General features: G+C 57.5%; 13 protein-coding genes. 8 read left to right on the top strand and 5 right to left on the bottom strand.

Annotation, left to right across the window (positions count from 1 at the left end; translation table 11 throughout):
* Positions 1 to 14: 14 nt before the first annotated feature.
* The 4 genes from E0L16_RS04455 to E0L16_RS04440 form a co-directional block, all read right to left on the bottom strand.
* Positions 15 to 449, bottom strand: coding sequence for a DUF1090 domain-containing protein (locus E0L16_RS04455; protein ID WP_063451158.1), 435 nt, complete (start codon positions 447 to 449; stop codon positions 15 to 17).
* Positions 450 to 575: 126 nt separating this feature from the next.
* Entirely contained in the window at positions 576 to 3,728 is a 3,153-nt protein-coding gene (locus E0L16_RS04450; RefSeq protein WP_131636405.1) for an ATP-binding protein, read from the bottom strand.
* Positions 3,715 to 4,350, bottom strand: a complete 636-nt coding sequence (locus tag E0L16_RS04445) for a response regulator transcription factor (protein WP_063867728.1) — start codon at positions 4,348 to 4,350, stop codon at positions 3,715 to 3,717. Before E0L16_RS04445 ends, E0L16_RS04450 begins: the two co-directional genes overlap by 14 nt.
* A gap of 265 nt (positions 4,351 to 4,615) precedes the next feature.
* Positions 4,616 to 6,745, bottom strand: a complete 2,130-nt coding sequence (locus E0L16_RS04440; RefSeq protein WP_131636404.1) for a TonB-dependent siderophore receptor — start codon at positions 6,743 to 6,745, stop codon at positions 4,616 to 4,618.
* Between the two features lie 376 nt (positions 6,746 to 7,121).
* Between E0L16_RS04440 and E0L16_RS04435 the strand changes: the two genes are divergently transcribed.
* From E0L16_RS04435 to E0L16_RS04415, 5 genes are read left to right on the top strand one after another with little or no spacing between them, the layout of a single operon-like run.
* Positions 7,122 to 7,931 carry an ABC transporter ATP-binding protein gene (locus tag E0L16_RS04435; RefSeq protein ID WP_131636403.1) on the top strand — a complete coding sequence of 270 codons (810 nt, stop codon included), beginning with the start codon at positions 7,122 to 7,124 and terminating at the stop codon, positions 7,929 to 7,931.
* Positions 7,931 to 8,914, top strand: coding sequence for a FecCD family ABC transporter permease (locus E0L16_RS04430; protein WP_131636457.1), 984 nt, complete (start codon positions 7,931 to 7,933; stop codon positions 8,912 to 8,914). Before E0L16_RS04435 ends, E0L16_RS04430 begins: the two co-directional genes overlap by 1 nt.
* Entirely contained in the window at positions 8,911 to 9,951 is a 1,041-nt protein-coding gene (locus tag E0L16_RS04425) for a FecCD family ABC transporter permease (RefSeq protein ID WP_131636402.1), read from the top strand. The genes E0L16_RS04430 and E0L16_RS04425 overlap by 4 nt, the downstream gene beginning before the upstream one ends.
* Positions 9,952 to 9,960: 9 nt before the next feature.
* Positions 9,961 to 10,911, top strand: a complete 951-nt coding sequence (locus E0L16_RS04420; protein WP_131636401.1) for an iron-siderophore ABC transporter substrate-binding protein — start codon at positions 9,961 to 9,963, stop codon at positions 10,909 to 10,911.
* Complete coding sequence (locus tag E0L16_RS04415; protein WP_063451166.1) at positions 10,908 to 11,783, top strand: MurR/RpiR family transcriptional regulator; 876 nt, start codon at positions 10,908 to 10,910, stop codon at positions 11,781 to 11,783. Before E0L16_RS04420 ends, E0L16_RS04415 begins: the two co-directional genes overlap by 4 nt.
* Before the next feature lie 52 nt (positions 11,784 to 11,835).
* On the opposite strand, the gene E0L16_RS04410 is transcribed toward E0L16_RS04415, so the two are convergent.
* A complete protein-coding gene (locus tag E0L16_RS04410) occupies positions 11,836 to 12,675 on the bottom strand; it encodes a helix-turn-helix transcriptional regulator (RefSeq protein ID WP_131636400.1) in 840 nt (279 codons plus the stop codon).
* A 166-nt stretch (positions 12,676 to 12,841) separates the two neighbouring features.
* Between E0L16_RS04410 and E0L16_RS04405 the strand changes: the two genes are divergently transcribed.
* From E0L16_RS04405 to E0L16_RS04395, 3 genes are read left to right on the top strand one after another with little or no spacing between them, the layout of a single operon-like run.
* Positions 12,842 to 14,656: a DUF2264 domain-containing protein gene (locus tag E0L16_RS04405; protein ID WP_131636399.1), complete on the top strand. Its 1,815-nt coding sequence runs from the start codon at positions 12,842 to 12,844 to the stop codon at positions 14,654 to 14,656.
* Positions 14,657 to 14,687: 31 nt separating this feature from the next.
* The gene (locus tag E0L16_RS04400) at positions 14,688 to 15,953 is read left to right on the top strand and encodes an oligosaccharide MFS transporter (protein ID WP_131636398.1); all 1,266 of its coding nucleotides are present in this window, start codon (positions 14,688 to 14,690) and stop codon (positions 15,951 to 15,953) included.
* A 27-nt stretch (positions 15,954 to 15,980) separates the two neighbouring features.
* Positions 15,981 to 17,168 (top strand): glycoside hydrolase family 88 protein, encoded by a 1,188-nt coding sequence (locus E0L16_RS04395; protein ID WP_131636397.1) that lies wholly within the window; start codon positions 15,981 to 15,983, stop codon positions 17,166 to 17,168.
* The last annotated feature ends 9 nt before the right edge of the window (positions 17,169 to 17,177 follow it).

Genomic DNA, 17,177 nt, shown 5'->3' with positions numbered 1-17,177 from the left:
AAGCTCGTTATGGCTTATTTATTGAGGGCAGCCAGCTCAGCACGAGCCTGATTCAGCTCCTGCTGAATTTCACGCAGATCGGCCTGTTTTTCTGCCAGTTTTCTCTGGTACTTGGCGATCTTCTTAGCATCACCCTTCGCTTTAGCTTCTGCCAGATCGGCCTGAACTTCAGCAACGTCGCCACGTTTTTCAGCCAGTTTTTTCTCCAGCTTACGCACGTCTTTCTGGGCATCAGCGAGAACGCTTGCGTTAGTACAGTGGGCTTTGACTTCTGCCAGGGCTTTTTTCAGGCCATTCACTTTGTAGATATTGCCGTACTGCTGGGCAATTTTGATCTCTTTTTCCAGCGCAGCGCTTTTAGCAGCACAGCTTTCAGCGGCGTGTGCTGATGCTGTTGCGAACATACCAACAGCTGCAACGACAGACAGAACGGAAACTAATTTCTTCATAGTCTTTCTCCTTTGTTGATGTATTGCCTGAACGGATGCTCCGGCAATCTCCTGTGAACAAAAGAGTACTGCAACGCGGATAGCCAAAACGATGCAGACGCGTCCTCAACGCATGTAGGACGTGGATTAAGGTTGTCGTCCTGAATCGTACCAACGCTGTAATGCGGCGCGTAGCTGCTCAAGTTCAGCTAACAGCTGGTGGATGCCGTCGCGGTCCGGGTTGGCTTCCTGGGCTTCACAGCGGGCTATCAACGCGGGCACGCCCAGTAACGCCAGCCCGCCGCGCAGTTTGTGCAGCGTCTCACGCAGAGCGGTATCCGGCGTCACGAGCCAGGCGCGCAGGTGGGCAAGGGATTCATCAATGACCGAAATCTGGAGCGAAAGGAACAGGGGCAGGTTATCCCCTTCCAGCAATTCGGGCGGCAGGTTGCACGCTATTGACCCTTGCGGGCTTTCGGCAATCGGGGCTGAACCCTTCAGGGGGGCCAGCAGTTCCGCAAGCATAGTGAGGGTGATCGGCTTAAACAGACAGTGGCGCATACCGGCTTCTCTTGCTCTCTCCCGGACAACTTCCCGTGCGTCAGCGGTCGCGCCAAAGACCACAATGTCGGGGTAGTTCGTATGAATTATCTGAGCCAGCTCAAACCCACTCATGCCGGGCATATTGCAATCGGTGATCACCGCATCCGGTTGCGCATGCTGTAGTGCTTCCAGCGCAGAGGCTGAGCTGTCGGCGTCGATCGCGCGATGACCGAGCCAGCTCAACTGCTGGCTGAGTACCATCCTGCCGACGGGATTATCATCGACAATCAAAACGCGCAGGGAGGGGCGAGAAAGCGGGGGCGCAGGCTGTATATCAGGAACATCCTGGCGTTCTGCCATTATTGGCAGCTTAAGGGAGACTGTGACCGTCGTTCCCTGTCCAGGCTCGCTGTGGATCGCTAAACTGCCGCCCATCATCATTGTTAACGTGCGGCAGATATAAAGACCCAGCCCGCTCCCCTGTGCAACGTTAGGGGTGTTTCCCTGAGTGAAGGGCTGGAACAACCGCTGTTGGGTGGCCTCGTCGATACCTACCCCGGTATCGATGACCGTGATACGCAACAGCAGATAGCCCTCGTCACGTCCGTCGAGCTGCACGCTCAGCGTTATCTGTCCGCGTTCGGTGAATTTGATCGCGTTTCCGACGATGTTAACCAGAATCTGCCTGAAACGGCTGCGATCGACCAATACGTCCTCCCGCAGTTCGGCATCACGTTCCAGTACGAAGGCCAGCCCTTTTTGCGCCGCCATGCCTTCGAACAACATGGCGGGCTCCTCAATCAGCTTGCGCAGCGAGGAACGCTCGGGGCGAAGCACCAGGCGGCCAGATTCGATACGCGACACATCGAGTATGTTGCCGATCAAATCCAGCAGGGCCTGGGCGGCATCCCACGCCACCTGCACGGACTGGCGGTTTTGCTGGGTATCGCCAGGGCGTTTCATCACGAGCTCCAGCATCCCCATGATGGCGCCGATCGGTGTGCGTATCTCGTGGCTCATGGTTGTCAGAAACACGCTCTTCGCACGGCTGGCGCGGTGCGCAAGTTTCCTGGATTGTCGCTGGGCCGAAATGATTTTCAGCATGCGCTGCTGATAGTGCAGATGGCGACGATAACCCCACGCGGCGGCAAGGCAGAGAAGGAACGCGATTGCCAGTCCGACGCTCACTACCGTGCTCAGCGCGACCTGTTTTGGTCCTGTCGACGTGAAGCTGTTACCCGCATTTCCGCCACGGGTCAGGGCATGGAGATCCTCCGGCGGAATATTAATGAGCGCTTTATTAAGAATGGTGATCAAAGGCCAGGACTGGCGGGACGCCCCGAACGAGAATCGCATTGGGTCGATGTCGATGCTTCCCAGAATACGGAGCGCGGCATACTCTTTATTCGCCAGGAGCGTATTGGCGACGATCAGCGGCATGGCCATCATTTTGTCGTTACTGTGAACAATGCGGTTAAGCCCCTGTCGCCAGGTGTCGACCTTTTCCGTTTGGCCCCCGCTCTGCTTACGTAACCACTCTTCGGGCGACTGCCCGTCCAGGCTGAGTACGCCGGGACTCACCGCGCCAGGAACCGAGTGCGCTTGTCCGACCATCACCCAGGAGTTATAGAGCCAGGTGCGGGTGGTCAGTAAATCGGTACGCCAGATATCCCCCTGCGTCACGCCTGCAACCAAATCCGATTTTCCCGCTTTTACCGACGCCAGGGCCGCCCTTTGGGTAGGAAAACGCTGGATAACAAAGGTAAACCCGGTGCGAAGCTGTAATGCGGTCAGGACATCGGCAATGATGCCACGCATCTTGCCGCCTTTATCAAAAAAGGCAATCGGTGGGTTATCCTCGGCCACTGCCACCCGTATACATTTGTGCTCATCAATCCATTTATTCTCCAGCGACGTAAAGACCGGTTTCTGCTCGCTGAGTGAAAGCGGGATGCCGCCATTCCACCGACGGTGTATCTCTACGCTCGCACTTTCCGGTAACGCGGCCAGAAAGTTATTCAGCACCGTGATCCAGATGCGCATCTTTGGCATTGCCGCAAAGGAAAATCCTGACACGGGGAAGGGGGTGTCGAGAGGGCGAATAAGCAAGTTGCTGATGTTGGACTGGTTCACCAGATAGCGAGCGGTGACGCCATCGCAAAAGAAAAGGTCGATTTTTCGAAACGCGAGTGCTTCCAGCGCGTGGCGTGGTGAATAGAAGGGGACGATCTCCGCGTTCGGGTAGCGCTCCAGGACGCGTTGAGGATCGTAGCCCGGCGCGATGGCAATCTTTCTGACCGCATCATCCTGTGTGGCTTCGTTATTGACCACTTCAACGGCAGAATTTGGGCTGTAAGGGTGGCTCAGTATCAGCCCCTGATGATGCTGGTTATCGCTGGCCTGCGCGATGAAATCGGCTTCCCCTGCGCGTAACGCTTCCAGTGCAGCCTGATAGTTTGGGTAGCGAATCACCTCTATTTCGACGCCCAGGTTATCCGCCGCCAGACCGAGGAAATCGGCATTGATGCCACCGTAATCATTCAGGCCGGTGGTAATGTCATAGGGCGGCGACATCGGCAGCCAGACGGCCAGGCGGATCTTGCGGTGTTCACGCAGCCAGCGCCATTCGCTTGCGCTCAGCCCCGGGTCGGCAATCGTCTCCATGCTGCGGGAGAGAAGCTTAAGAGGTTCTTGCGCCGTCGCACCTTGAGCCATAAACGCGACGAGCAACAGCAGCAGTCCGCTAAGTATTCTCATTATCAGACTCTCTGAAGATCAGCGAAATGAGCTGATTGAGATCGTCGCAGCCACATTTTTGCAGCATCCGGGTTTTATAGGTGCTAATGGTTTTATTACTGAGCATCAGGAGATCGGCAATCTCTTTGTTACTCTTGCCCTGTTTCAGGTAATTGAGAACGGCCATTTCACGATCCGAGAAGCGGCTTGAGAGTGATTCAGGCGCATCGCTTTTTTCATTGACGCTGGCGGCTTTGAACAGCGTTCCTTCGGGAAAACATTGATAACCCGTCATAATAAGCCGGCACAGTGGCTCAACGTTTTCCAGCGGCATATTTTTATTGATAAAGCCCTGCGCCCCGGCCTGGAGCGTTCTCAGCGCATATAACCCTGCTGACTGGCTGGTAAAGATCAGGATTTTAAGTTCCGGGAAGTGTTGTTTAATTCGGGGCAACAGGTCGAGGCCATCGGCGTGCTTAAGTTCGAGATCCAGAATTAATAGGTCCGGACGCTGCTGATGCAGCTGGGACAGCAGTTTTTCACCTGTAGAGGTACTGACGACCATATCTCCGTGCTTCTCCAGCAGTACCTTTAAAGCAAAGCAAATTGCTGGATGATCGTCTGCAAGCAAAATCGAAATCATACTACCGCTTGTCCTTTTGGTGGCTTCACTGACTCCTTCTACCTGAGGGGCAATATAGTAATCAACAGCGCATAAGAACGATATAGTAAAAGGCTGGATTTAAGAATTTGGAGCCAGGATTAAGGAAGCTTTTACTATTTCAGCGCGGCTTATTCCGAATAAAGAATTAAATGAAATGCGGAGGTTGTTCGCTATTGGGGCAATTAAGATTTTTCCTGTTAAAAGTCCAGGCCCGGTAGAGGGTATCGCCACCGGGCCGATCTTATTAAAACGCCATCTTCACCGTAAACTGCACTTCACGCGGGTCGCCAATCTGGTTGCCCAGGTTGTTGGTCGCAATCGACGACGTGTAGTAGGTCTTATCAAACAGGTTCTTCACGTTCACCTGTAGCGTCACCGGATATTGCAGCTTTATTTTGTACGCCGCAAATGCATCCGCCACGAAATAGCCCGGCAGATAATAATCCGCACCGTTGGTTGCTGAACGACGGCTCACGCCGTGCCCGCCGCCGCCAATTGTCAGCGTATTCCCGGCAAACGCATTGTGAATATCGTACGTCAGGAACAGGGAGCCGGTATGGCGAGGCACGTTCGGCAGCGGTTTGCCCGCGTAGTCCGGATCTTCCAGCACTTTCGCGTCGGTATAGCCATAGCTCGCGATAATGTTGGTGTTCTCCGTAAGCGATCCGGCGAGATCCACCTCCACGCCCTGCGAGCGCACGCGGCCTGCGGTTTTAGCCACGGTTTCGTCACCCACGCTCTCGGTATACAGCACGTTACGCTTGTGAATATCAAACAGAGCAATATTAGCCGTAATTCCGTCAAACAGGTCGAACTTAGCGCCGATTTCATAGGCATTTGACGTCTCTGGCGGCAGGTTGCCGATGTAGCTCGCAATTGATGATTGCGGCATGAACGTCTGGGAATAGTTGGCAAATAAAGAGACCGCAGGCGTGAGCTTGTAAACCAGGCCCAGCTTCGGCGTCCACTGGTCGTCGCGGCTGTCGGTGTTCACGTTAAACGGACGGCCTTTGCCCGCGTACTGGGTGTAATACTGGTAGCGCAGACCGGCAACGGCAATCCATTTATCGGTCAGGTACAGCGCGTCCTGCGCATAGGCGGAGTAGCTCTCCTGCCTGATGGTCTGGTCGCTGTCGGAGGCTGAAACGGTGGTGCACTTGCCAATATCGCCATACGTCGGGTTGTAAATATTGAAACCTTTAACGTTCTTGCAGCGGATCATATCCGTGCGCAGCAGGTCGTAATTCTCATACGAGATGCCGGTCAGGATCTCATTGTAGAAGCCTGCGATATCCACGTTCCCCTGAAGATCCGCGCGGGTGGTGTGCATCCGCTGGGTCGATCCCTGCGTGGCATCCACGCGGCGAGTCAGGTTGCCGGTTTTTGAATCGTAGGCCATCACGCGCGCCTGGTTATCGCTGTATTTGTCCTGACTAAAGCTGTAGTCGAACTTCGCGGTCCACTGGCCGTTGAGGCGATATTCCGCGTTGAGCTGAGCGAGATCGGACTGCCCGTCAGTAACGTTAAACGGCTCGTCAAACCGGGTTTTGCGATCCACGTTTACCGGCTGCTTAGTGTTGAGCTCGAAAATTGTCCCGCGATCGAACGGCGTCTTATAGTCGCGATGCGAATAGAGCACCGTCACGGTGGCATCATCGCCGAACCAGGCCAGCGACGGGGCGATAAAAGTGCTGCGCTCGGTGCCAAAATTGCGCCAGTAATCTTCATCCTGATATTCACCCGTCAGGCGATACGCCAGGCGCGTGCCTTCAACCGGGCCAGTGACATCGAACTGCCCGGTACCACCGCCAAAGCTCGAGGAGGTGGCTGATAGCGAGCCGCCAAAGTGGGTTTCCGGGCGTTTGGTCACCACGTTAATCAGCCCGCCGGGGTCGAGGATCCCGTACAGCGTTGAGGCCGGACCTTTCAGCACTTCCACGCGCTCGGTTGACGCGTTAAAGCTGCGTGGCAGCACGGTACGCAGGCCGTTGGTCATGATCGACCCGTCGCGGTTGGCGCCAAAACCGCGGCGCACAAAGGCATCCTGCGTGCCGCCCAGGGTGTTGGTCTGCACCACGTTGCTGACGTTATACAGCGCCTCGTCGAGCGTCGTCGCGTGTTGATCTTCCAGCACTTTGTCGCTAACCGTGTTCACCACCTGCGGGATGTCCAGCATCGGCATGTTGGTTAGCGTGGCGGTGGAGGTGTTCAGGGGCTGGTAGCCGCTGGTAGCGTCAAGGGTAGCATTCGGATCGGCGGTAACGGTCAGGGTGTCGCCGTCTTTTGCCGCTGCATGTACCAGGGGAGCCATAAACACCAGTGAAAAGAGCGCGCGCCCTTTTATCCCAGAGAATGAAGGTGTGAATTTAGCCATTAAATCTGTTATCCCGAAAAATCCGGCGAGAGAAGGCTCGCGGAGAAATGTGTGAGTCATTGCTCTTACGGTCTGTTCGTTAGCCTGAATGGCATCGAACTTGTAATTGAGAATCATTCAAACATGCGCAAATGTAGTAGTAAATGAAAAAAAGAAAAAATCGACTACAGCGAGTTATCGCGGCTATTTAGCGCGACTTCCGATATTTAAGTTTATGAATTAAAACAAAAAATACTTCTTAATAACTATGTTGTGTTATGCATTCACCCCTGGTGTTTTTAGGGCTTTACATGGCTTGACTACTACACGGCGCAGCGGCAAACTTCTTAAAAGAGAATGAGTTTTATTTTTATTTATTTTTTACGTTGGCATTAACGTGGCTCACAACACGACAACCTCGGGTCTGGTTCTGAAGAACCTTTCAGCGGGTTACCAGAAAAAAATCATCGTTGATGATATCTCCCTCACGATCCCCCAGCAGAAAATAACCGTTCTGGTGGGGGCGAACGGCTGTGGAAAATCCACGCTGCTGAGCACCATCGCGCGTCTGCTCCAGCCGCTTGGCGGCAGCGCGGTGCTCGACGGCAAAGCCATCCACGCGCAGCCCACCAAAGCGGTTGCCCGGCAGCTTGGCATCCTGACGCAGTCTCCGCTGCTGCCGGAAGGGTTAACCGTATTTGAGCTGGTCTCGCGCGGGCGTTTTCCCTGGCAGAACCTTATGCGCCAGTGGAGCGAGGAAGATGAGCGGGCCGTGGAAGAGGCGTTATGTTTGACGGGCACGGCGGCGTTTGCCGATTTGCCCGTGGAAAGCCTGTCCGGCGGCCAGCGCCAGCGCTGCTGGATCGCGATGGCGCTGGCACAGCAAACGCCGTATATCCTGCTTGATGAGCCGACCACTTACCTCGATCTTCGCTATCAGGTAGAGATCCTCGAACTGCTGCATACGCTCACGCGCCGACACGGACGCACGGTGGTAGTGGTACTGCACGATCTCAACTTCGCCGTAAACTACGGTGATTCGCTGGTCTTTTTAAGTCAGGGGAAAGTCGAGGGCGTATTGCACGAAGGCGACACCTGCACGCCGGCGCTCATTAAATCGGTGTTTGATGTTGATGTGCATATGTCTGTTAATCCGCTGACCGGTAAACCCTTTTTTATGCCGTTTCGCCAGGCGGCCAACAAATGATGATGCGCACGTCTCTGGCTTTCATCCTGTTCACGTTGCTGCTGGGGGCAGGTGCGATTGCCCACCTGGGCATTGGCGCGCGCGTTATCGCTCCGCGAACGGTGGTGGAGGCATTTTTCCACTTCGATCCGCGCAATTTTGACCATAACGTGATCGTCAGGCTGCGCTTGATACGCCTGTGCGCCGCCATGGTGACGGGCGCCGCGCTCGGCGTCGCGGGCGTACTGTTGCAGTCGGCGATCCGCAATCCGCTCGGTGAACCGCACATCCTGGGGCTAAATGCCGGGGCAGCGCTGGCGGTTGTGCTGACCAGCGCCCTCGGGCTTTCACTGCCGTTTGGGCGGCCGCTGATTGCCTGCGCAGGCGCCGCCGTGCTGTTTCTGCTGGTGCTGATGTTTTCCTCTTCCGGGCGTACCGGGCTCACGCCGATGAAGGTCACGCTGTGCGGCGTGGCGATGTCGGCATTTGCCTCGTCGATTACCGCCACCGTGTTGATTCTGGATGAACAGACGCTGCTCGCCATGCGGACCTGGCTGGCGGGAGATTTGGCGGGGTTAAACGCAGACGCTATCCGCAGCGCTGCTGGGGTAGCAGCCGTGGGTTTTGCGCTGGCGCTCTGGCTGTCGCCAGCAATGAACATGCTGGCGCTGGGCGACAGCATGGCGCAGGGGCTTGGCGTGTCGCTCTTAAAAACCCGCCTGTTCGCGCTGCTGGCCATTGCCCTGCTGTGCGGCGCGGCCGTTTCCATTGCCGGGCCGATCGGGTTTATCGGGCTCGTGGTGCCGCAGCTCGTGCGTCGTCTGGTTTCGGTGGATCTGCGGGTGATGGTTCCGCTTTCGGCCCTGTGCGGGGCACTGGTTCTGCTGCTGGCGGATATCGCCGCCCGCACGCTGTTTACGCCCTATGAGCTGGCAACGGGCGTCATGACCGCCATGGTCGGCGCACCGACCTTTATCTTCATGGCCTCGAGGATGTTCAAATGAACCGGGCCGGACTGCGTGCGTTACGCCTCGGGCCCCTCTCGGCGCTGGTTCGCCCGAGGGCGCTGCGGTATCTGACCGTTTTAACTCTTGCCGCTTTACTGCTGCTGAGTTTTGGCCTGACGCACGGCTCGCTGCCCATTCCTGCTTCTGCCATCGGACGTGCACTGTTTTATCCTGAACGTCTGACGGCGGATGCACATTACATCGTGATGGATATCCGTCTGCCGCGCCTGCTGATGGCGCTGCTGTGCGGGGCGATGCTTGGCATGGCGGGGGCAGCCATGCAGTCCATCACCCGTAACGGGCTCGCCGATCCCGGACTCATCGGCGTGAAAGAGGGCTGTAGCGCGGCGGTGCTGCTGCTGATCTTTCAGTTTCCGGCAGTGGGGCTGGCGTGGCGTCCGCTGGTCGGCATGGCGGGTGGGCTACTCACCGCGCTGCTGGTGGTGGCGCTGTCCCGCGATATCTCGCGTCCGCGATTCATCCTGATCGGCATAGGCGTGTCGTGGACGTTTGCCGCCGCGATGGGCGTCTTTATGACCACTGCCGACGTGCGCGACGTGCAGACCGCGATGCTGTGGCTGGCCGGAAGCCTGCATGCCGCTAACTGGACCCTGCTCGGCATGGCTGCGGCCTGGGCGCTGCCCGCGTTTGCCCTGCTGCTTTTTACCGGGCGCGCCGCGGACGTGGCCTTGCTCGGCAACCAGGCCGCAACGGGGCTCGGCGTAAGCACCTCACGTCTCGCGCTGCTGCGCGTGTTTGCGCCCGTGGTGCTGACGGCGGCCTGCGTCTCCTGCGTGGGGAGTATAGGTTTTGTCGGGCTGATTGCGCCGCATATGGCGCGCCTGCTGCTGCGCGGCGGGCAAACCGCATTGCTGACGGGAAGCGCCGTGCTGGGCGCGCTGCTGGTGCTGCTGGCGGATAACGTCGGGCGGCTGGCATTCCTCCCGTTGCAGCTGCCGGCGGGCATTGTCATTTCACTGATTGGCGGACCATTTTTCCTGCTGCTGCTCTGGCAACGACGGGACCGATTTTAGGAGTGTGTGATGCGCGTACTTTTCTCAATGCTGCTGCTGGTGGGCTTTGCTGTCGGAGCCGCAGAGCCAACGCAGACGTTTACTGACGACCTGAACCGCAAAGTGGTGGTGCCGGTTAAGCCGAAGCGAATTGTTTCCCTGCACGACCTGGATATTACCATTCCGCTGATCGAGCTTGGCGTACCGCCGGTTGCCAGCCATGGCCGTACCCGACCGGACGGCAGCCATTTTCTGCGCTCCAGCGGTATGCTGACGGGCATCGATTTTGATAATGCCGACATCACATTTATCGGCACCGCGGATATCGATATCGAAGCCATCGCCGCCGCGAAGCCGGACCTGATCGTCACTGAGCCAACCCGCAACACGCCGGTGGAACAGCTGGAAAAAATTGCCCCGACGGTGAGTATCGATCACCTGGACGGCGGCGCGCCGGAAATCTACCGCAAGCTGGCACAGCTGACCGGCACGCAGGCGAAGCTGAAGGTTCTTGAGCGTCGCTACCAGGAGCAAATCAAGGCCCTGAAGGCGACCATTGATACCCGCAAAATCACCGTCTCGGTGATTCAGGCTAACCAGGGAAAGATTAACGCCATGCACAGCTACCATTCACTCGGTCGCGTACTGCGCGATGCGGGATTTACGTTTCCGCCGTTGATTGAGAGCATCCCGGAGGGCGGGCGCATCGACGTCAGCGCCGAGCGCCTGCCGGAGCTGGATGCTGATTTCGTCTTTGCCACCTGGCGCGGTGATACCGGCGGTAAACCGCAGGACGAGCTGGCGGCGATGGACGCGGTGATGCCGGGCTGGTGCCAGTTCCTTAACGCCTGCCGTACCGGGCATTACGTGCTGATCTCCCGCGAGGAAGCGATCTCAAATTCGTTCGCCTCGCTAGGACTGATGGTCGCGCAGGTGCAGTCGCAGATAGCGGGCCGTCCGCTGCCGGAGGCTGCACGATGATTCGAAAAATTGATGTCTACGGCGACCGCTTTCGCTCGCGGGCGCACCAGCTGACACCGCGCCTGCTCCAGGTGGCGCGCTATATCAATGAAAACCGTGAAGCCGTTATGGAACAGACGGCCATGGAGATCGCCGCAGTGCTAAAAACCTCGGACGCCACCGTGGTACGAGCCATTCAGGCGCTGGGGTTTGGCGGGCTACGGGATCTCAAGCAGACGCTTGAGCAGTGGTTTGGTCCGGTGGTCACCTCCAGCGAGAAGATGTCCACCACGGTGAATACGCTGACCAGTGACGTCAACGCGAGCATCGATTTTGTGCTGGAAGGGCATCAGCATACCTGTAATGTGTTGTCCGAACCGGGTAACCGTTACGCGATGGCGCAGGCCGTGTCGCTGCTGGCGCAGGCGAGACAGGTCGCAATTTTTGGTATTGGCGCATCCGGCATCCTGGCCGAGTACACCTCCCGCCTGTTTAGCCGCATCGGCCTGCCTGCAATCCCACTCAACCGCACCGGTATCGGCCTCGCCGAACAGCTGATAGCCTTACAGCGCGGTGATGTGCTGGTGATGATGGCGCAAAAATCCGCGCACCGGGAAGGGCTGACGACGCTGCGTGAAGCGAAGCGCCTGGGCATTCCCACCATATTGCTGACCAACGCCACTGACTCACGCTTTAGCAAAGAGGCCAGCGTGGTGATCCACGTTCCGCGCGGAGGCGAGAAGGGCAAAATCCCGCTGCACGGCACGGTGCTGCTGTGTCTGGAGATGATTATTTTGTCCGTCGCCTCCACCGAGCCGCAGCGCACCATCAGGTCCATGAAGCGCATCAACGAATTTCACCGTGGGTTAAAGCCGGGCAAGAAGAGCGGTTGATTTACACTTTCTCCGTGTGGGCTGGATGATAAGCCGTGAGCAGTCCCCTCGATCACACCGCACGATGGTTTTTCCGGTACTGCAACGGCGTCTCGCCAATCCCCTTTTTAAACGCGCTGATAAACCACGTCACGTCGGAAAAACCCGTCTGTGCGGCAATGTCACGCACGCTTGAATCAGTGTGGAGTAAACACTCACACGCCTTACGCAACCTTAGCGTGTTCAGATAGTCATGAATTTTTTCGCCCGTTTCCGCATGGAATTTTCGCGATACGTAGCTGCGGGATTTCCCCAGCTCATTGGCCAGCGCGTCCAGGCGAAATTTCTCCTGGTAATGCTCGTCGAGCCAGAACATTACCCGGCTGGCGATCCCCTGGCTGTTGCCCGGCTCACCGTCGCGATCGGCGGGAAGCATCGCAAACAGCCCGATCAGCAGGCTGGCGATGCTCTCGCTGTTCATCGGCGGTTTGTAGCAGCCAAACAGATGGTCGATATAGTGATGGCAGTGGGCTAAATCGGCGACCCACGCTTCGCCCCCGCGGTGTGACAGCCGCTCCAGCCGCTGCTGGCTTTGGGGAAAATCCCGCAGGATCTTCAGCACCGCATGCTGGTCGAGGTGAATGATGGTGCGGCGGTAAATCGCCTCTGCCTGTTCGTCCACCATCACCTTATGCAGCGTAAAAGGCGGGAAGAAAAACAGCCTTCCGGGGCGCATGGTGTAGTGACGATTATCGACGATCGCTACGCCAAAGCCCTCTTCCACGTAGAGGATCTCCAGACACTGATGCCAGTGATGGTAGCGCACGGTATTGGCAAACAGGCGGCTGAACGAGGCCACGGTATCGTTCAGGGCGATCAGTTCCAGAAGGTCGGATGTCGGCGTGTCGCGCATAGTGCAATAAAACTCAACTTTTTCCCATCTGACCGTCTTTATAAACCACCTTTTTAAATTTTCTCAACTGGAGGTTTATTCATCGTTCACGCCTGTGACACGGCTAACATTTCTGCCCCTTGCGGATTCACTATGCTTTGCCGCAGTTGATTACGAGGGCGAACCGATGTGGGCGGCAAACAAAGAAAAATCAAATCCGTTGTCTTCACGCCAGGATGTGGTGGCGTCGTTGAATGAGCTTTTACAAGCGCTGGACACGCAATTTCCGGCAAACCGTTCACGGTTCTCGCTGGGCGATACCTGCGCCCATTACACAACGGATATTGCGCAGATGGAGGGCCTTTCCCGCGCGCTGTGGGGGCTGTTTCCGCTGATGGCGTCCGGCGAAAGCACGCCGTTCAGCGAGAAGTACCTTACCGCCATCAAGATCGGTACCGACCCGCAAAGCACCGGTTACTGGGGCGAAACCGGCCCGTACGATCAGCGTCTGGTGGAGATGGCGGCCTACGGTCTGGGACTCGCTCTGCTGGGCGAGACGCTCACCGCGCGCTTTACCGGGCGCGAGGTGATGAACCTGCACGCGTGGCTCAACCAAATCACCGATGCGCAGATGCCGGACAGCAACTGGAACTATTTTGCCATTATGGTTCAGCTCGGCTTTAAGCGCGCCGGGCTGCCGTACGACCAGGCCGCCATTGACCGTCGCTTTACGCTGATGGACGCCTACTACCTCGGCGACGGCTGGTATTCCGACGGCCCGGGCCGCCCGAAAGACTACTACATCTCCATGGCCTTCCACTTCTACGGCCTGATTTACGCCACCCTGAGCGGTGACGAGGCAAGGGCGGAGGTACTGCGCGCGCGCTCGCGCCTCTTCGCGGAAGACTTTATCTACTGGTCCGCCGCCGACGGCGCCTCGGTTCCGTTTGGCCGCAGCCTGACCTACCGCTTTGCGATGGTCGCCTTCTGGAGCGCGGTGGCCTTTTCCGGGCTGGACGTGTTCACGCCAGGCATCGTGAAGGGCATCGTGCTGCGGCATCTGCGCTGGTGGCAGCAGCAGCCGATTACCGACCGCGACGGCATTCTCACCCTCGGCTTTGCCTGCCCGAACCTGGCGATGTGCGAGGACTACAACTCCCCCGGTTCACCGTACTGGGCGCTGAAAACCTACCTGATTCTGGCGCTGCCGGAGACGCATCCGTTCTGGCAGGCCGACGAGCAGCCGCTGCCCGCGCTGGCTGAGACGCGCGTGATCCCGCACGCGCAGCAGATCCTGATGCATTCGAAAGATTCGCAGCATGCCGTCATGCTCACCGCCGGCCAGCTGGAGCTGAACAACTACGTCAACACCGAAGCGAAATACACCAAATTTGCCTACTCCAGCCGCTTCGGCTTCACCATTGAGCGCGGGCGTTTTGGCCTGAAGCATGCGGCCTGCGATTCCATGCTGCTGCTGGCGGACGGAGACGACTATTTCCGCGGCCGTCGCGAATGCGACGAGGTTCGGGTGGAGGAAAACTACATTTTTTCGCGCTGGTCGCCGTGGCGCGACGTGCACATAGAGACCTGGCAGATCCCGTTCGGGGAGTGGCACCTGCGCCTGCACCGCATCAACAGCGCACGTACCCTGCAAACCGTCGAGGGCGGCTTTGCGGTGCTGAAAACGGACCACCAGCTGCGCGAGCGGGGAAGTTACCTGACGGCAGAAAACGGCAGCAGCGCGATTGTCGATCTCTCGCCCGATATCACCCGCGCGCCGGGCAGCATCGTCACCCCGCCCAACAGCAGCGTGATGTTTGCCGGGTGCGCCTCCATTCCGCTATTGCAAACCGAACTCCCGCCGGGGGAGAGCTGGCTCTGCTGCGCCGTCCTGGCCTGCGAAAAACCGATAGCTGCGGCGGTACCGCAGCTGAACATTACCCATCACCAGGTTGTGATCCACGAACCCGGAAGCGAACGTAAGCTGTCGTTCACATTATAAAAATCTGGCCCTACACGTCGGCGAGGATGATATGAAAAGTACATCGACAACCAGCAGAACGGAATATTACAAAATCAGCAGCTTTATTTTTCTCTATTTCTTTACCTGGTCTGCCAGTATTGGCCTGCTGGCAATCTGGCTCGGCCAGAAAGCCAATCTTAGCGGGTCGGTGATTGGAACCGTCTTTGCGGTTAACGGGATCTTCTCCGTTATTCTCAAACCGATCTACGGCTATATTCTCGATAAGATCGGCATGAGCAAATATCTGCTTTATTTTGTGGTGATCATGTCGGCGCTAATGGCTCCGTTCTTTATTTATATTTACCAGCCGCTGTTAATGTCCAACACCCTGCTGGGGATTATTATCGGCGCGCTCTATTTAAGCTTTGCCTGGTACGCGGGCGTGGCGGCGTGCGAATCTTATTCCGACCGCTTTAGCCGCCTGAACGGCATGGAGTTCGGGCAAATTCGCATGTGGGGCTCGCTCGGCTGGGCGGTGGCGTCGTCCTTCTCCGGCCTGCTGTTTAACCTCTCACCAGCGTATAACTTTATTCTCGGCAGCGTGGCGTCGGTGGTGATGCTGATCGTCCTGCTGAACCTGAAAGTGAACACTAACTCCGCTCATGCAGGGGAGGTGCTGACGAAAGAGAAAATCGCCCCGTCTGACGTTTACGCCCTGCTGCGAAACCGCAAATTCTGGGCCTTCTGCCTGTACGTGGCGGGCGTGGCGTGGATGATGTTTATCGCCGAGCAGCAGTTCTCGCGCTATTTCGTCACCTTCTTCGACGATATTCACGAGGGCAACGCGGTATTTGGCTACCTCGGTACGGTGCAGTCGGGCATGGAATTTGTCATGTATATGGTGGTCCCGCTGTTTGTGAATTTTATTGGCGCCAAGCGCGGGCTGTTAATTGTCGGGCTGGTTGTCGGGGCGCGTCTTATTATTTCCGGCATGTGTGACTCTCACCTGTTAATTTCCGTGCTTAAGCCGCTGTACGGCCTGGAAATATGCCTGCTGCTGGTTTCGGTCTTTAAATATATCGCCGAGCATTTCGACAAGCGCGTCAATGCCACCATGTATTTACTTGGCTATCAGGCGATGCTGTACGTTGGCAACGTGGTGGTCTCTTCTCCTGCCGGCTATATGTACGACCGCATCGGCTTTGAGCACACCTATATCATCATGGGCGCTACGGCGCTGACCTTTACCCTTATTTCTGCCTTTACGTTATCCGCCTGCCAGAGCAAGTGGCGCGGGGCCCGTGCGCTGAACGTAGCAGAAACCTCAACACGCTAATTACGCCGTCAAAGAAGGAACCGAAATATGTTAAGTCGTATCAAAGAGGAACGTCTGTCCGCTATCGCTGCGCCCGTTGATTCCCGCGCGTTCAGCGATGAGCTGAGTTCGGCCCGCGGCCACGTTCTCGACCTGATTAGCCGTCATTTAACGGCGTTCGGCGACAAATTCCCGGCGGAGACCTGTAAAGAGGGCTTTTATCCGCTGACCGAAAACGTGGAGTGGACCACCAGCTTCTGGACCGGCCAGCTGTGGCTGGCGTGGGAGATGAGCGGCGAGGAGAAATTTCGCGCGATGGCGGAAAAACACGTGCGCTCCTTTGGCCTGCGCATTGCCGGGCGCAACGATACCAACACCCACGATTTAGGCTTCCTGTACACGCTTTCCTGCGTGGCGGCCTGGCGACTGACCGGCAACCGCGAGGCGCGCGGCTTCTCGCTGCTGGCGGCGGAGGCGCTGCTGGAGCGCTTCCATGAGAAGGCGAAGATCATCCAGGCGTGGGGCGATCTCTCCGATCCCGATCAGGCCGGGCGGATGATCATCGACTGCAATATGAACCTGCCGCTGCTCTACTGGGCAACCGAGCAGACAGGCGATCCGCGTTTTGCCGACGCGGCCAAAGCGCACGTCATGCAGGCGGCGACGTACCTTATTCGTGACGATGCGTCCACCTTCCACACCTACTATATGGATGTGTTAACCGGCGCGCCGCGCTACGGCAACACGCAGCAGGGCTATGCCGACGACTCGTGCTGGTCGCGCGGGCAGGCATGGGGGATTTACGGCTTCCTGCTGAGCTATATCTATACCGGCGATGAAACGATGATTGCCCTGTCGAAACGGCTGGCGAACTACTTCCTCAACCGCCTGCCGGAGGATTACGTCTGCCACTGGGATCTGGCGCTGGTGGGCACCGACGCGCTGCGCGACTCGTCGTCGGCAGCAATTGCGGTGTGCGGGCTGCTGGAACTGGTGAAGCATCTGCCGGTGACGGATCCGGACCGGGAGGGTTATCTGGAGTGGGCGAAAGGCATCATGTCGTCGCTGACGAAGCACTATCTGATGCGCAAAGACGAGAAGGGCAACGGGATCCTGAAGCACTCGGTATACCACCTGGCGAGCAACAAAGGCGTGGATGAATGCGCAAGCTGGGGCGATTACTTCTATGTTGAGGCGCTGGTGCGCTTCACCCAGAGCTGGAAGCTGTACTGGTAACGGGCAGGG

Source organism: Enterobacter quasihormaechei (genome assembly GCF_004331385.1).
GTDB classification, from domain to species: Bacteria; Pseudomonadota; Gammaproteobacteria; order Enterobacterales; family Enterobacteriaceae; genus Enterobacter; species Enterobacter quasihormaechei.
Note: the sequence above shows the minus strand (reverse complement) of the source record. Positions and strands in the feature narration are given on the sequence as shown.

Excerpts from the sequence above, each read along its gene's own strand:
- E0L16_RS04455 (WP_063451158.1), bottom strand. The coding sequence starts at position 449 with ATGAAGAAATTAGTTTCCGTTCTGTCTGTCGTTGCAGCTGTTGGTATG.
- E0L16_RS04450 (WP_131636405.1), bottom strand. The coding sequence starts at position 3,728 with ATGAGAATACTTAGCGGACTGCTGCTGTTGCTCGTCGCGTTTATGGCT.
- E0L16_RS04445 (WP_063867728.1), bottom strand. The coding sequence starts at position 4,350 with ATGATTTCGATTTTGCTTGCAGACGATCATCCAGCAATTTGCTTTGCT.
- E0L16_RS04440 (WP_131636404.1), bottom strand. The coding sequence starts at position 6,745 with ATGGCTAAATTCACACCTTCATTCTCTGGGATAAAAGGGCGCGCGCTC.
- E0L16_RS04430 (WP_131636457.1), top strand. The coding sequence starts at position 7,931 with ATGATGCGCACGTCTCTGGCTTTCATCCTGTTCACGTTGCTGCTGGGG.
- E0L16_RS04425 (WP_131636402.1), top strand. The coding sequence starts at position 8,911 with ATGAACCGGGCCGGACTGCGTGCGTTACGCCTCGGGCCCCTCTCGGCG.
- E0L16_RS04420 (WP_131636401.1), top strand. The coding sequence starts at position 9,961 with ATGCGCGTACTTTTCTCAATGCTGCTGCTGGTGGGCTTTGCTGTCGGA.
- E0L16_RS04415 (WP_063451166.1), top strand. The coding sequence starts at position 10,908 with ATGATTCGAAAAATTGATGTCTACGGCGACCGCTTTCGCTCGCGGGCG.
- E0L16_RS04410 (WP_131636400.1), bottom strand. The coding sequence starts at position 12,675 with ATGCGCGACACGCCGACATCCGACCTTCTGGAACTGATCGCCCTGAAC.
- E0L16_RS04405 (WP_131636399.1), top strand. The coding sequence starts at position 12,842 with ATGTGGGCGGCAAACAAAGAAAAATCAAATCCGTTGTCTTCACGCCAG.
- E0L16_RS04400 (WP_131636398.1), top strand. The coding sequence starts at position 14,688 with ATGAAAAGTACATCGACAACCAGCAGAACGGAATATTACAAAATCAGC.
- E0L16_RS04395 (WP_131636397.1), top strand. The coding sequence starts at position 15,981 with ATGTTAAGTCGTATCAAAGAGGAACGTCTGTCCGCTATCGCTGCGCCC.